The following is a 15,471-nucleotide window of genomic DNA, read 5'->3' as shown; positions in this document are numbered from 1 at the left end:
TAAAAAATCAAAAAACATCCAAATCATTAGCGAAGACTATTTTCCCTCCGAATTTTTCAGACATCTTTTGTTGGTACACCTCTGCCATTTCCGGTTTTTTAATACTTGGAACCATGTGGGTAACTACAACTTTACCTACGCCCGCCTTTTCAGCCAAATCGCCAACCTGAGTTGGAAGCAGGTGGTGCGCGCGAAAATGCCACTCAATACCATCCAGTTGCGGCTTAGGTATATTAGGTTCCTTTTTGAGGATGTAATTGAGAACGATAGGGATGTCCATCATCTCACTGACCAAAATATCAGCGCCGGATGCCAACGCTACCACAGCGTCACTGGGACCTGTATCTCCGGTGTATACAACCGACTTTCCACCAGCATCAAAACGAAATGCCAGGGATTCGGCTTTTTCAGGCTGGTTAGCTGCATCGGGGATGGCAAAATGTGAATTGGTAGCAACTGTTACTGTCAAACCATTAAGTTCAACCAGTTGTTTGTTAGCTAACTCAACTACATCGACTAAAGCCTTCCATTCTTGATTTGGCATGCCATAAGCCGCTCGCATAGGTCCAGACATGGCTTTAAGTAGACCCGTTACCAATTCACGGGTCCCTTCGGGCCCGTAAATTGTCAAAGGAGAGTGCACGTTCAATTGCATGCGCAACCCCAGTACAGCCATCAGTCCGCCGGTATGATCGAAGTGGTTATGGCTGATAAAGATACCATTCAAATCTGGTAGTCGATGACCAGCCTTTATCAACTGTGCAGCAGCACCGTCGCCCACGTCAACTAAGTAGAGCTGATCGTGAAAAACCACAGCATTAGCAGGTTGCGCTCTCTGGCCATCAGCTTCAGGTCCCCCTGCAGTGCCAAGGGTAATGAAAGTAAGTTCATTAGTCTGTTCAGCAGTAGCGGCTCCTGACAGTGTCAGGAGTAGAGCACTTAGAAGCAACGAGGATAAAATATTCTTTCCCATACAATCAAAACCTCTACCTTAATAGAAAAAATAGTTAAACCGCGCCCCAAAAGTTCTGGGAGGTTCGTACACCGTTGAAATCAAATTACTCATACCACCAAGGGTTTGTGTAATAGACTTAACTTCTTCATCAGTAATATTGCGAACGTAAAAGTTGACCGACCATGTATCATCACTAGACGCTAATTCCAGCCCTGCATCAAATGTAGTAACCGCTTCGGTGCGCTGGACGGGCAGATAATCGAAACCAACCCAACGGTCATCACGATAACGCGCATCTAATGACAACTCACCATAAATGTCTCCGATTTCAAAGGTGTGATCGAGACCTAAGTTCACTGACAATTTGGGCGAGTTTCTTCCTTCCTGATCTGAACAGTCAACCTCCCATACGGCACCATTTTCGACGATTTCTAACATAGTCTGAGCACATCCGGTTACAACTAAAACGTCTGGATCCGGCGTTAGCTGCTCATAACTGTATTGTTTGATTTTGTTGTCAAGGTATTGGAAGGTTCCCCGCAACGTTGTTTCTAACGTCATCGCATACATTAACTCGACTTCAGCTCCCTGAATACTGGACTGACCAATATTTTCAGTAATTAAAGCGGAATTCCCTGTCTCATCAAGACCTAAATGACTGGCTTGCTGATCTTCATAATCCCAATAAAACAACTCCAGATTTAATTTGACCTGTCCATCCATCAGGAAATTCTTTGAGCCTATTGTATAAGCATCTATATATTCCGGTTCATACTCTTCACGTCCTGTTGTAAGCGAAAAGCCACCGGAGCGATAACCTGTTTCATAGGAAGCATATAGTAAATTACCATCAGCCAAATCATATTCTGCCGCGAAGCGGTAGGTCACTTCACTTTCGTTTCGGGTTCTGTCCACCACAGTCGGATTAATAAAAAGAAGACTAGACGTCAGTCCGGAAGGTGCATCAGGGAATAACGGAATCTGTCCGAACGGTACGGGGCCAGTGCCAATTCCGGGCGCACCGGCGGGTAAATCAGCAGGGTCTATTTGTGCAAGTGTTTCTTCCAACGTTAAACCTGCCGGAATCACAGGTGCACCCTGGCAATTAGGTATTACCGGCCCACCGGGATAAACTTCTATATCGCGAATACACAGGTTCAACAATACATTTGCCACACCATCCATGGATTTTTCATCGTCACTCCAGCGCAATCCACCAACCAGACGAAAGTCTTCGGAAAGATTATAAGTAGCACGTGCGAATAGAGCTTTCGAATTTGTCTTCGATTCATTAATGACTTGAGTTGATTGAATACTTTGCTGGTTAAAAGAAAGTTTAGCGTCGATGCTTTCATCAAAATAAAAACCGCCGAGGATCCAATCGACCGGCCCAACGCTGTTTGCAAGCCGCGTTTCAAGACTGAATTGCTCGTGATTTTCGTTATTTAGGACGGCTTTAAATCCCGGCCCGAGGAAATTGAGGTCAAGATTTGCTTTACGGTAAGCGGGTATAATGACCCAATCACCTAAATCAGTTGCAATATTTATCTCTCCGGATATCCCAAAGTAACTGTTGTCGATAAATGATGGTAATTGAGGTTCTCCGTCTGTGAAGGCTGGTGTGGTTGTAAGTGAGGCATAATACGCCTTTGCAGCATCAGTGTAGGGCCCACTAAATGCGGAGGCTACGTCATCCGGTGCGGGAGAGAAATTATACCCCGGAATGTTATTAGGATTATCTGATACACCAGCTAACGGAAAGTCGTAGTTCCCCAGATATGTGGGCGCACTGCCAGAACCATTAGATGTGGAATAATCAATGGATAATCGCATATTGACGTCACTTGATAACTCACCGTAAATTTGTCCACGAAAAGCTGTATCGTCCGTAGATGCGGTTCCATCATCATTGTACCCGTCATTCTTTACACGAGCCGCTGCCAGACGGGCTGCCCAATCTGAGCCAAGGTCAATGTTCACTGCACCCGAGGCTTCCCAGGCACCGAAGTTACCTATGCCAGCGGTAACATACCCGCTGTTCTCTCCAAGTATAGGTTTGGCAGGAATAACATTAACCGCTCCGGCAGTTGCATTACGGCCATACAGTGTTCCTTGAGGACCTTTAAGAACCTCTACCCGCAACAAGTCCAGAAACGAACCAGTCGTTGCAGACGGACGACCTATGTAGACTCCATCAACGTTAAACGCTAGTGCAGGATCGGTATAGGCATTTACAGCAAAATTACCTACGCCTCTTACAAAATAAACATTATTCGAACCACCGCCGCTGACAACACTTATAGCCGGTGAAACTTTATTGAGTGATGATGAACTCGAAACGCCTTCTTTTTTAAGTTCATCCTGAGAAATTGCATCAATTGGTAGTGCCGCATCCTGAATACTTTCACTTTTTCTCTGTGCCGTTACTTCTATAACTTCCAATTGAGGATTTGAAGCGTTCTGGTCTTGCGCTGAAACTTGTAGTGCAGTTAGTACTGAAAACGCAATTAAAGAGTATTTAATCATCTCAAAAATCTCCCTTGTACAAACAGATATCTTCAGATAATTGATTAATATGATTGCCACCCTCCGGACCTGCTAAATCTAAAACTGATTGTGGTTTAAATTGGCTTACAATAGATTGCGTGTTTTTCATTTTGGCTTCCTGTATGTCTTCTTCTGCGAATGCCTGTGGCCGGGTTACCGCAATCTTTGCTGCGTTTCACCATGCCACCGGACATCACTCACATCGCCTTTGTTAACCCCATGTACCGAATGACACATTTAGTTAACAAAAAATAAAATACAGGAATTCCCGTTATCTAAAACGCGAACTTAATGATGAGAGGCATCAATTAAATTGATACCTCATTATTGGAAAATATATTCTAAAAATATAAGAAAGGAGGAACCGGGGTCAGATCGTACCCGCTTGGAGCGCTTTCACTGCATAATCTACGGCTCTGGCGGTGAGCGCCATGTAGGTGAGAGACGGGTTCTGACAGGCAGATGACGCCATAGCTGCGCCGTCGGTAACAAACAAATTCGGAATATCGTGGGCCTGGTTATAGTCATTAAGCACCGAGGTTTTTGGATCTTTACCCATTCTTGCTCCGCCCATTTCATGGATAGCCGAGCCCCCTGGGTTGGGTTTGTCAGAGCCAAACAACACCTTACCGCCTGCCGCTTCCACCATTTTTGCCGCTTCTTCTTTGGCTGCTGCCAGCAACTTGTATTCGTTATCGCTAAAGGCGAAATCGATACGCAGTTGGGGTAAGCCATCAGCATCGGTTTTCGTGTCGCTGAGGGTGATGCAGTTGGTCTCCTGTGGCAAACACTCTGCAAAGGTGGTGAGTACAAACTTCCACGGTCCGGGTGCTTGCAACTCGTCTTTGAACGCCTCGCCCACACCGGCCAGTCGCATGCCACGAGTCCAGCCAGAACGGTAAGCTCCGCCCTGATAAGAGAAGCCGCGCAGATAAGGTTTGTCATTCTCTTCCAGGTTCACAAAGCGGGGGATCACCACGCCGGTAGGACGGGAGCCGTGATAATAGTGTTCATCGTAACCGGGAATAATGGACGCTACGCCCAGTGTGCCGGCATGATCCATGATGTATTTACCCAGCGTTCCCGACGAATTAGCCAGCCCGTCAGGAAAGGCCTTCGATGAAGAGCGCAGCATCAACGCAACAGAGTTAAATGCACCGGCACAGAGAAATACCAGCTTACTGTTGTACGTCAGTTTTTCTTTGGTTTTCCGGTCGATAACCGTGACACCGGTAACCTGTTTTGCCTTGTCATCGTAAATCACGGTTTCAACCACGCTGTCGGTTCGCAGGGTTAAGTTTCCGGTTTTCTGCGCCGCCGGCAGTGTGCTGCTTTGGGTGCTGAAATAGGCACCAAATGAACAGCCACGGGAGCAGATATTACGGTACTGGCAATTCACCCGCCCTTCTTCTGGCTTGCCTTCGGTAAGGTTAGCGGTTCTGCCAATGGTTAAGCAGCGCTCCGGATACGTTTTAAAGATCTCCTCGCGCATGTGCTGCTCTACGGCATTTAACGCCATCGGCGGCTGAAACTGTCCGTCGGGTAGCTGGGGCAGATTTTCTTTCGCACCGGAAATACCTACAAAAGACTCTACATAGTCATACCAGTCAGCAATGTCTTTATATCGGATTGGCCAGTCGGTGCCATGACCGTCTCTGGCGTTCGATTCAAAATCGTAATCACTCCAGCGGTAGCATTGCCGGCCCCACATCAGGGAGCGGCCGCCCAGGTGATAGCCACGCAACCAGCGAAAGCCCGGTTCCTGCGCAGTTTCGTAACTCTGTTCGCTGTCGTCTACCCAGTAGTCTTCTGTCCATTCGGTGAGATGACCACTGTGTTGCTGAATGGGATAGTGTTTCTCCCAATACGCCTGATCCCCTTCCCCACGGAATGGCATTTCCCAGGGCGGCGTCATTTCATGTTTATAGCCGGTACGGTGAGGAATATCTTCTCCCCGCTCCAGCATAAGCACTTTCAGCCCCTTTTCGGTGAGCTCTTTTGCCGCCCAGCCTCCGGTAATACCGGAGCCAACTACGATGGCATCATAGGTTGTACTATCAGACTGATTCATTCGTACTTCACTCCTGTCCAGTCGTTAGACCAGGCTTTCGGTTCTTCACTCAACGGCACATCCGGCTTGAACTGGCCGGGTATCAGTAAATACTTCAGCTCTTTCGATGCCCCGACCTCAGAGGTGTAGTAAGCCACCAGGATCAGCGACTTTATCTTTTGCCACAGCATGAGCGCAGGCGGCAGGGAAGCAGAAGCCGCGCGGTCGTAGACCTGCGCATCCAGTTTTTCTATCAGACTGAATTGTCGTTCTGCTTTAAACGACAAAAAATCTGCGCCTGCATAGTTTTTCAGTGCAACGGCAAACGTATCAACATCACTTTTTTGCGCGCCTTTAAGGGCGTGTTCCGCCGCCTTCATAACAAAAGCACTGGCATTCACGCCTTTGGCTCCGGGCGTGTCTGTGGCCGGGATAACAATATCGCAAAGACAATCCAGCATCGCTTTGTGGTCAAAAGCTGCAGATACCGGTGTTGCCGCCCAGATAGTATGCGGTGCTACCGTGAGGCCTGCAGCAGCCATTAATGCACCTGCCATAAACTGGCGGCGTGACGAATTCGTTGAGTCAGTCATGCTATGCTCCGACGCGATACAGGAATGAGATTGCAGGATTAACCCTGCAACGCCAGACGCTTTGTGTCTTTGGTGGTAGGCACGAACGGCAGATAAGAAACCCGCATGGTAATGGCAACAGAGATATCATGTTCGCCGTCATCCAGCCCTTCCGGTAACTTCACCAGTACCTTTGCTTTTTCGCCAAAGTTCCAGCGATCACCGTATTCGGTTTCCATTTCGTCGAGCGTCCAGATGTTGCCGCGTACAGAAAACAGGGTGTCTTCCCGGGCGACTACTTTGTCATCAACGGTAACTGCAATGTTTTCGACCATCGACAGGCCCAGACCACGATAGTAAGGCAAACGTGCCAGTACACTTACGCCATCAAAACCCGCTTCAGCGCTGTTCACCCGTGTCAGGCTGTTTTCTACAATCACTTTGTTATCAAACATAATAATGATTCCTTAGCGCTGATATTTGTTGATAAGGTTTTCCAGCATTTTTTGCTGGCGTCTGACCTGCTCTACCGAATCCACGGTATGCGCGTCTTCAATCCAACGGTTGCCCTCATACTCAGAACAAATGTAACCGTCGTAATTGCCTTTGGTGAGTACCTGAATAATGCGCTCATAAGGAATGGCCGGCTCAATGCAGTCTTCGGTCATTTCATAGAACTTGCCGTGGATGTTATGAATTCTGTCCATGTGAGGCAGCATACGTTCCGGCGCATACGCGGCATTGTGACGCAGGGTTTCAGCCATACCCAGTGAAGGTCCTGTGCCACCCATTTCACGTACGTTCTGGATCACATACTCGCTGAGAACACGATCTTCATAGGCTTTTTCAATGTAATCAGCAATATTCTGCGGCACACCGTTACGAATAAAGCGGGCTTTCCAGCAAGGCGGGAATTTGTCGAGAAACATGCCCATATCAGGCAGGAAACCCAGCGCGTCAGAGCCGGATTTATCAAAAGCTTCGGCGTGACGTAAAATCCACGGATGATCGAAATGCAGCGGAGCATGCACTTCTACCAGCAGTTTAACGCCGGCTTCTTCAGCAAACGGCGCTGCAGCCACCAGCACATCAGGGTCGATAGACACCAGCACACGCATAAATGGCGTACCCAGGCGCTTCGCAAGAGCGATGTCTTTTTTGATGCTTTCCACCTGCTCTTCAAGGGTCATGATGCGACCCTTGTAGCGCTTGTAGTCAAGCATGAAATCTAATGCAACCGGCACTGCGCCATGCTTCTTAATTGATGCGTGCCAGCCTTCAATCGCTGCATCTTCAATTGATTGCTCCGGATGACCCCAGAACGACTGCTCGCCGATAACTTCGATACCGTTCGCGCCCATTTCTGCACATACACGAATGCAATCGTCCAGTGTCATTTCACCCAGAAACGTTTCGTTCTGGTAGCTGTACAGGCTCACGCCACGCTTAATTGCCATGTGAGTTTTCTCCCAAAGAGTATCTTATTTAATTAGTGCTGACCGGCACTGGCAGTTTTAGAGCCGGTGTCAGACTTGAAGTGAAGAAGCAGGCCAATACAACCGGCCGCCAGGCCAATGCCACCTGCCACTGCAAATGCGCCGTGCACACTGCCGGTTAAAGATTCGATGCGGGCCACCAGCCAGGGGCTGGAGAACTGACCGAAGAAGAAACAGGATGCCCATACACCCATACCCCGACCGCGATGTTGGGCAGGGACTTTAGATTGTGTCCAGGCAATCAGACTGGGCACAGACATACCGGCGCCGGTTTGTTGAATAACCAGACCCAGAACCAGCATCTCCACGCTGTTGGCGGTGCCCATAATAAGCAGGCCGCCACACAGCACTACCAGAAAGCTGCCGATTTGAATTGCATTCGACTTGCCACCCAGTAAGCGGAAGAGAAATGCCCCCACCATCACGAATAAACTGGGAATCGCTGATAATTCGCTGATCCGCGATGGCTCATTAATGCCGAGCTCCCGGAACACCAGACCACCGGAAATAATAAACACGTAGTAAAGTGCCGATGACAGCAGTGTTACTGCGCCAATCGCTGCCATGGTAGCGGTAGGAAACGGCACTTTGTTGACTGCTTCTACTGCACTGGCGACCCCGGCTTTCACCTGACGCACAGGCTCTTTTAAATACTTCAGCATCAACAGGAAAATAACGAAAGCGACTGAGTAAATCAGGAACACGCCGTTCCACTGAATTTCTGTTGCCGGTCCTGCGGTTCGTATAACAATGGCCCCGAGGAACGGTCCGGCCAGTCCTTGCAGGAACAACCAGTCACGACGACCTTCATCTTCCCAGTAATCAGCAATTAACGTATTTACCGCAGTGATGATGATGGCTTCAGCAAAGCCCAGCAGCAGCCGGCTGGCAAACATGGCGTAGATATCAGTTAAGAAGAATGGCGCCACACCGAATACACCGTACAGACAGGTTGCCCACAGTAGCAGCCGTACCCTGCCGTACTTGTCTACCAGTACACCTGCAAAAGAAGCAGTTAGCGCGATGGTCAACCCGGGTGCCGAAACCATTAATGGCACAAGTTCCCGGGCGTTGGGATGATCTTTGAAGTGGTCGATGATGGACGGCAATGCCGGAAACATCGACACAATGGCGAAAAGAGGAAGAAATGCAGAGATAACAATGATCAGGCCCTGCGGTATTTGCTCCAGCCGTTTGAAAAAAGCGATAACAGATTTCATTCAAAATGGTCCAGCTTCAGAATATGTTCTTAGAATACATATTCTAAAAATTGGATCAAGCACATTTGTTTAAATAATTTTTTACAACTTTGCCGTAATATTCTAACGTGAGAAAGTAACGGCACTGCCGTGATCACGCCCCGCCACGATAAACCGGTGTTTATCTGCGGCGAAAAACGCTATTATTCAGGGCATAAAATGACGTTAAATTGTTAATTGGAATACCCGTTTGAGTACAGATACTACTGAATTTCACAGGGAACCGAAGCAGAGTCGGAGCAGGGCTTCTCTGGAGCGCTTGCTTCGGGCCGCCGCCGACTTATTAATCGAAAAAGGTTACGCAGAATTTACGCTTCAGGAAGTAAGTAAGCGTGCCAACGTCTCTATCGGTTCCATCTATAACCGCTTTAACAGCAAAGAGAACCTGATCCGTCAGGTACAGCGCAACGAACTCGAAGCGCTGGAAGTCGACTCAGCTGTGGCAATTAACATGATCCGCAGACAAAACCTGAAGCTCAGGCAACTGGTACCGGCGGTTATCCGTCAGTATGGTGATATCCTTCGCAAATATCAGGGAATTCTGCGACCGCTAATGGAAATCTCTGTGGTAGATGAAGTGGTGCGGGAAATTGGTAAACAGCACGCCTGGCAAAATACCGAAGACTTTCTCAAGCTGCTTTTAGAATGCAAAGATGAAATCACACAGCCTGACCCTACCCGTGCCGTTCACCGTGGTTTTATGTATGCCTATTCTGCTTTATCCCGTTTTCTGGGGCTGGGATTTGTAGACGCTACCAGTGGTGAAGAAGACTGGGACGAAATGCTGGCAGATTTGAGCGAAATCACACTGCATTACCTGCTCGGACACCCTGATAATATCCGCTAAACCTGTAGCCAGATTACCGGCAAAAATGCCGCAAAGTGCGGTCTGCATGGTGATCAGGCGAAATGGTTGCGAAAGTGAACATAAGAGAAGTCCGCTTTCGCAACCGGTAAGTGTGACACGCAGGCCTGACGACCTTCACGACTCAACTGGAATGATAAGCTTATGGTCACGGTAACACTGTGACTAAAATTCCGGCTGATTAAAAATTGATTCTATAAATAGCTTCAATTGAAAAATGGAATGTTAATTCCACTTTTAATTTTCTTAAAGTGACACCGCTTTTAAAGCCAGTAAGATCAACACCCCGCCAGTGACTTTATCAATAATGCCTGCTTTGGCCTGAATTCGTTGTACTACCGCCTGACTGGACATTACCACGGCGACCAGCGTGTACCACAGCCCGTCAATTAATGCAGGGGTTGCAACGATAACCGCCGTTTCCGCCATGTTGTCGGCCACACCGATAAATTGACTGAACAGGGCAATAAAAAAGAGTGCGATCTTAGGGTTAAACAGGGATATTGCCAGGCCATCCCCCGCTGCTGCCAGCGCAGAGACCTTTTTACCAGACTGCATTTGCGCCTGAATGCCGCCTTTCGACATCAGCGATTTTACGCCAAGATAAGCCAGATACCCGGCTCCCAGCCAGGTGAGCGCTTTAAACAACACTGGCGAATGTTGCAGTAACACGGCCAACCCTGAACTGGTTAATAACGCATAGAAGAAAACACCCGACGCATGGGCCCATGCAGTACAAAGCCCGTTAAAACGCCCGCCGGACAGCGCATGTTTAGTCACAACTGCCAGACTTGGACCAGGCGACATGGCTCCCAATAAACAAACAGAAAATAAAGTGAAAAATACGACGATGGTCATGATGCCCTCCAATTTCCTGCATTGTAGAAGCATCATAAGCATAACTGGAAATCATAAGATTTCATCATAATTATGATTTAGGGTAATACCAAAATGCAATCAAAGTTGGATTGAGCTTTCGCAATGAGCAATCGCGTCTTTTACCTGCTCCCGCGCCCATTTATGTCTGATGTCGTTATCATATTTTGGGTGCCAGATAAGCCAGTACTGGTTTTCGTCAACGTCGAAAGGCAGTGGCTTGTACACAATATTCCAGCTGTCCCCCAAACTCTCGGCAATGTGCTCTGGCATCACCATTAGCCCGTCGAATACTTGCAAATGGCTTAATGCCGCATTGAAGAAGGGCACCCGCAAATGAACCCGGCGCTGTAAGTCTTGCTGCCGCAGCATGTCATCAACAAAGGTATCTTTGTCAGCCCCGCCGGTAATTTTAATATGCGGATAAGCAATCAGGTCCTTTACGGTGACATGCTTTTTTGAAGCCAGTGGATGAGATTGATGCATCACCAGCACCGAATGGTCCGCGCCAATGCGGATACCGGAAATGCCATCCGGCTTTTGCGGCAGCATGGTGGAAGCGATATCGATATTGAGTTCGTGGAGCCGGTGAATGTATTCGGGCTCCCATAGTCTCAGACTGACCGCCAGGTTAGGCGCCTGCGTATTGAGCCGCTTGCATACGTCCGGCATGACATACTGGGCGACATAATCACTCGACGACAGCACCAGCTCACCAAACCAGTTTTCAGGGTCGAATACGGTTTCAGCCAATAGCAAATCGAAATCGTCCATCAGTGTGTCGAGCTTCGCTTTCAGCATTTCAGCTTTTGGTGTCATGATAAGCACATTACCATTGCGCACCAGCAACTCGTCCTGCCAGATATCCCGAAGCTGAGCCAGTTGCCTGCTCACCGCTGACTGGGTGATGTGAAGACGTTGCGCAGCTTTGCTCACATGGGCTTCCTGTAACAATACATGTAACGTGCGAAGCAAGTTGAGGTTGGTATTTCTGAGCATGATATCGGGCTCTGGTGCGACATTATGTCGCATTGTAGCAGACCCTGTGAGAAGGAATAATCCGCGCTGATTTTTTAACGTTTCAGTCAGAGATTTTATGCCTTTCAAAAACGCCCGGTTTCTTCCTGCTTCTCCCGTTTTGCTTTTTCCGCTTTCCACTTTGTTTATCGCTTTATCACTGAACGCTCAGGAAACAGATGCGACAAATGCAGACAATAGCCGCAAAGGCGACATAAGCTTTTCTGTTGGTGAACGAATTGAAGTGACAGCGAAAGCATCTGCAGACGCCAGCCGGATGCTTACCTCTGTAGACCGTTTATCCGGTGATGCGGTTCGTCAACCAGATATTGATTACGCCTGGCAGTTGGCGGGCAGAATGCCCGGCGTGGTACTGACCGAATTTAACCAGGGCACCACCAGCGGAAAGCTCTCATTTCGTGGATTTAACGGCGAGGGCGAAGTGAATGCGGCCAAACTGTTAATCGATGACATTCCGTCAAACGCAAACAGTGGCAACATGCCCTATCTCGATATGATCCTGCCCATCGAGATTTCCACCCTGGAGCTGGTACGGGGCACGACAGACCCACGCTACGGTCTGCACAACATTGCGGGTAATGTGAACTTCATTACCCGCACCGGGGGCGATTACACTGACGCAAGGCTGTCTGCAGGTAGTTTTAGCAAATATGATATACAGGCAGCTCTTGGAAACGAATCGGGTGATTTCAGCCAGAATTATGCCATTGGCTACCGGGAGGGTGACGGATACCGGGATCATGGCGAGTTTGACCGCACCAGTCTTGCGGGCAAATGGGGTTATGCCATTTCCTCTACGTTGTCTGCAAATGCCAGCGCGCGTTATTACGACAGCGATGCGCAGGAAGCGGGATACCTCACCCGCGAAATAGCCTATTCAGACCCACGCGCCACTAACGACTATAACGCGTCGGATATGGGTACCCGGGAAATGCAGCAATACAGCCTGGGACTGCACGGCGAACCATCGAAAAATATTACCTACAAAGTGACCAGTTGGTTGAACAAGCTTGAAGACGACCGCTACGTGACGTTTTCGGCCGGAGTCAGCCAACAGAACCGTTACACCGAAGAAGAGCATTACGGTGTGCAGGCTTCGGCAACTTATACTGTTCACAATTCAGGTCTGAGTGGCCTGTTTTTTGAAGCCGGTGCCAGCATAGAGGGCCAAGACAATATTTCCGCCCGTTACCTGAGTACCAACCGTATCGCCGACACCCAAACCAGAGATCAGCATTTCAGACTTCGTGTTAAAGGCGCGTACATTCAAAGTGAAATAGCGCCGGTAGACTGGTTGCGTATAACCCCGGCGTGGCGGGTAGATAAAGTAACCGGTGATTTTGAGGACCGGTTAAATAATGTGACGGCACCAGTAAATGACTACGGTACGATTAGTCAGCCCAAACTGTCTGTGGCGGTGTTACCCACAGATGCCATTACCCTGTTTGCTAACTGGGGTGAAACCTTTCAAATTGGTGTGGGCTCAGGCGCTTATCTTATCCCGCCCCGCCAGACCAATCTGGAACCGTCGGTAAACCGCGGCTGGGAAGCGGGTATCGCTTACAAACCAGATGCCAATCTCAGTGCCCGCCTTACGCTTTGGAATCAAACGGCTAGCGGCGAACTGAAACGTCGACTGAACGATCCAAATGGTGATTTTGAAAACCTGGGGGCCACTGAACGGCAAGGTATTGATTTGCAGGGTGCATGGTCGCCATCGAAAGATTTTTCTCTGTGGGCAACACTCGCCTGGCAGCAAGCCGAAATCGAGACGCCCTCTCCGGATCAACCCGAACTGGCTGGCAACGATATTGATCATGTTCCCGAGTGGGTTTACTCTGCCGGTGCCGATTATTATCTGAATGAAGAAATCATGCTGTCAGCGGTATTGCGTGGCCAGACAGATTACGAACTGAACTCTGCCAATAACGCCGGAACGTTCGGTGACTTTACTCTGCTGAATCTGCTGGCCCGATACCGCGTATCAGAGAACACCGATGTGATGCTGGAGTTGAAAAACGTAACCGATGAATATTATGAATATGTTTGGTGGGATGGTAGCCAAAGTCTGCATAGTCCGTGTGAAGGGCGCGCCATCGCAGCGTCAGTCATGCTGAAATTCTGACGATATGGGCATCAACTGGCGAAAGGTTCACAGACGAATCCACCTGTGGTTGGGTTTGTCTGTGGGAATACTATTTACCGTCATCGCGCTATCCGGCGCGATACTCGTTTTTTATAACGAACTCGACAGCGCTTTAAATTTGCCCGCCTCGCAGTCACAACACGCTGCAACCTCGCCAGACTATGACACCGCGCTTAAAACACTGCGTGCAGCCTATCCTGATAAAAACCGTTCATGGCGCTTTGAAGTCACGAACGACGCTGGTGTTATTCCGGCCCGCTATTACAATCCAAAAGAGACGGCAGGAGAAGACTTTGCACCTATGATGGTGTGGCTAACCGCCGATGGGACCACCGTTTTACGTCGTGACTTCTGGGGGCAGTATTTCGTTACATGGATTTACAATCTGCACTTTCGTTTATTGCTGGGTAGCACCGGCGGCATCATAGTGGGATACCTGGGCCTTGCATGCACATACTTGCTGATCAGTGGCTTGATTGCCTGGTGGCCCAAACGGGGACAATGGGCGAGGCAACTGCGTTTTAAGCGCAAGGCGAATAAAATCGGGCTGCTATACGACTGGCACAAAACCCTGGGGTTATTCAGTGCTATTCCGCTTCTACTACTCTGTGTGACTGGTGTAATGCTGGCACTACCAAAAGAATCCCGCTTTGTGCTGGAACCTGTTTTTGGCCAATCGCAGTTCGCCAACTTTGCCTCTGAGAATGCCACGTCTGCACCACCCGTTATTTCTCCGGCACAGGCACTGGCTATCGCAAAGCAGGTATTGCCCGCCAGTAAAGGCGCCTGGATTGAGACACCGGATGCCGGAGGCTCCCGCGCCCATTACCGCATTCGTCTGCAAGTATCAGGCGACCCTTCCCGCCGCTTTCCTCACAGTTATGTCTATATCGATGGAGTGTCCGGAAAGGTGCTGGAGGTGTTTGACTATCAGATACAAGGCGCGACAAATACCATCATGAACTGGCTGCATCCGTTACACGACGGTACCTACTTCACCCTGGCAGGCCGGATATTGTGGTTACTTACCGGCATGCTGACACTGGGGCTTTTTGTACTGGGTATCTGGCGCTGGATGCTGCGCACACGCCATCTTTCGACCAAAACTAGCCCAGCCACTGATTCAGCACCACGTGGGTTTTGATTTTGATAATGTCGTCGATGGTATCGATATGCTCACGGATTTCATGTAGCCGGCGCATGGTGTCTGCTTTTATCAGCACAATCAGGTCGCACTCACCGGTAACACCGTAGCACGACACCACCTCTGGAATGGCGCGAAAATAGGGCACCACGTCTGCGCACCGTGCCCGCTTATGCTGGATTTCCAGATAAGCGGCAACGCCTTCTTTTTGCGATTCCGACAACATGACCTGATAGCCGCGGATCACATTGTTCGATTCCAGTTTCTTGATCCGTTCTGTGACGGCGGAACGTGACAGTCCCACTTCATCGGCAATAGCTGAAATACTGGCCCGGGCATTTTGCCGGAGCTGAGCAAGAATAGCCTGATCGAATTTGTCCATCGTGATTCCGTCATTTTGCAGGTAAAAAGTCTTTCTGCCGTCAAAGTGACGGCAACAACGCGCTGAATGCACGCAAAGTAACACGTTATGAAGCGCAAAAACGCAGTATATTACGCAATTGAAATTAACGCAGTACGATTG

The 15,471-nt window shown here is 49.1% G+C and carries 13 protein-coding genes; 3 read left to right on the top strand and 10 right to left on the bottom strand.

All coding sequences use genetic code 11. The annotated features are described in order from the left end of the window. Positions 1 to 7: 7 nt before the first annotated feature. From J3369_RS01075 to J3369_RS01045, 7 genes are all read right to left on the bottom strand, one after another. Positions 8 to 973: an MBL fold metallo-hydrolase gene (locus J3369_RS01075; protein ID WP_349582735.1), complete on the bottom strand. Its 966-nt coding sequence runs from the start codon at positions 971 to 973 to the stop codon at positions 8 to 10. Positions 974 to 991: 18 nt separating this feature from the next. Further along, on the bottom strand, positions 992 to 3,541 hold the full coding sequence (locus tag J3369_RS01070) for a TonB-dependent receptor (RefSeq protein WP_349582732.1): 2,550 nt from the start codon (positions 3,539 to 3,541) through the stop codon (positions 992 to 994). Between the two features lie 331 nt (positions 3,542 to 3,872). Further along, positions 3,873 to 5,573, bottom strand: a complete 1,701-nt coding sequence (locus tag J3369_RS01065; protein ID WP_349582729.1) for a GMC oxidoreductase — start codon at positions 5,571 to 5,573, stop codon at positions 3,873 to 3,875. Beyond that, the gene (locus J3369_RS01060) at positions 5,570 to 6,145 is read right to left on the bottom strand and encodes a gluconate 2-dehydrogenase subunit 3 family protein (protein ID WP_349582727.1); all 576 of its coding nucleotides are present in this window, start codon (positions 6,143 to 6,145) and stop codon (positions 5,570 to 5,572) included. Before J3369_RS01060 ends, J3369_RS01065 begins: the two co-directional genes overlap by 4 nt. A 38-nt stretch (positions 6,146 to 6,183) precedes the next feature. Continuing rightward, positions 6,184 to 6,579, bottom strand: coding sequence for a C-glycoside deglycosidase beta subunit domain-containing protein (locus J3369_RS01055; RefSeq protein WP_349582725.1), 396 nt, complete (start codon positions 6,577 to 6,579; stop codon positions 6,184 to 6,186). Positions 6,580 to 6,591: 12 nt separating this feature from the next. After that, positions 6,592 to 7,581: a sugar phosphate isomerase/epimerase family protein gene (locus J3369_RS01050; RefSeq protein ID WP_349582722.1), complete on the bottom strand. Its 990-nt coding sequence runs from the start codon at positions 7,579 to 7,581 to the stop codon at positions 6,592 to 6,594. Between the two features lie 32 nt (positions 7,582 to 7,613). Then, positions 7,614 to 8,840 carry an MFS transporter gene (locus J3369_RS01045; RefSeq protein WP_349582720.1) on the bottom strand — a complete coding sequence of 409 codons (1,227 nt, stop codon included), beginning with the start codon at positions 8,838 to 8,840 and terminating at the stop codon, positions 7,614 to 7,616. A gap of 298 nt (positions 8,841 to 9,138) precedes the next feature. Here J3369_RS01045 and J3369_RS01040 point away from each other — a divergent pair, with 298 nt between their 5' ends. Further along, complete coding sequence (locus tag J3369_RS01040; RefSeq protein ID WP_349582717.1) at positions 9,139 to 9,726, top strand: TetR/AcrR family transcriptional regulator; 588 nt, start codon at positions 9,139 to 9,141, stop codon at positions 9,724 to 9,726. Between the two features lie 264 nt (positions 9,727 to 9,990). On the opposite strand, the gene J3369_RS01035 is transcribed toward J3369_RS01040, so the two are convergent. Next, positions 9,991 to 10,602 (bottom strand): LysE family translocator, encoded by a 612-nt coding sequence (locus J3369_RS01035; RefSeq protein WP_303573306.1) that lies wholly within the window; start codon positions 10,600 to 10,602, stop codon positions 9,991 to 9,993. Between the two features lie 99 nt (positions 10,603 to 10,701). Continuing rightward, positions 10,702 to 11,652: a LysR family transcriptional regulator gene (locus J3369_RS01030; protein ID WP_349582713.1), complete on the bottom strand. Its 951-nt coding sequence runs from the start codon at positions 11,650 to 11,652 to the stop codon at positions 10,702 to 10,704. Between the two features lie 64 nt (positions 11,653 to 11,716). On the opposite strand from J3369_RS01030, the gene J3369_RS01025 reads away from it, so the two are divergent. Both J3369_RS01025 and J3369_RS01020 read left to right on the top strand, forming a co-directional pair. After that, entirely contained in the window at positions 11,717 to 13,783 is a 2,067-nt protein-coding gene (locus tag J3369_RS01025; RefSeq protein ID WP_349582710.1) for a TonB-dependent receptor, read from the top strand. A 4-nt stretch (positions 13,784 to 13,787) separates the two neighbouring features. Further along, positions 13,788 to 14,948, top strand: coding sequence for a PepSY-associated TM helix domain-containing protein (locus J3369_RS01020; protein ID WP_349582707.1), 1,161 nt, complete (start codon positions 13,788 to 13,790; stop codon positions 14,946 to 14,948). Here J3369_RS01020 and J3369_RS01015 read toward each other — a convergent pair. Beyond that, on the bottom strand, positions 14,911 to 15,330 hold the full coding sequence (locus J3369_RS01015; protein WP_119499538.1) for an Lrp/AsnC family transcriptional regulator: 420 nt from the start codon (positions 15,328 to 15,330) through the stop codon (positions 14,911 to 14,913). The genes J3369_RS01020 and J3369_RS01015 overlap by 38 nt on opposite strands. Between the last annotated feature and the right edge of the window lie 141 nt (positions 15,331 to 15,471).

It is taken from the genome of Alteromonas sp. NFXS44 (assembly GCF_040148705.1).
Classification (GTDB): domain Bacteria; phylum Pseudomonadota; class Gammaproteobacteria; order Enterobacterales; family Alteromonadaceae; genus Alteromonas.
This window is presented reverse-complemented; position numbering and strand designations above follow the sequence as displayed.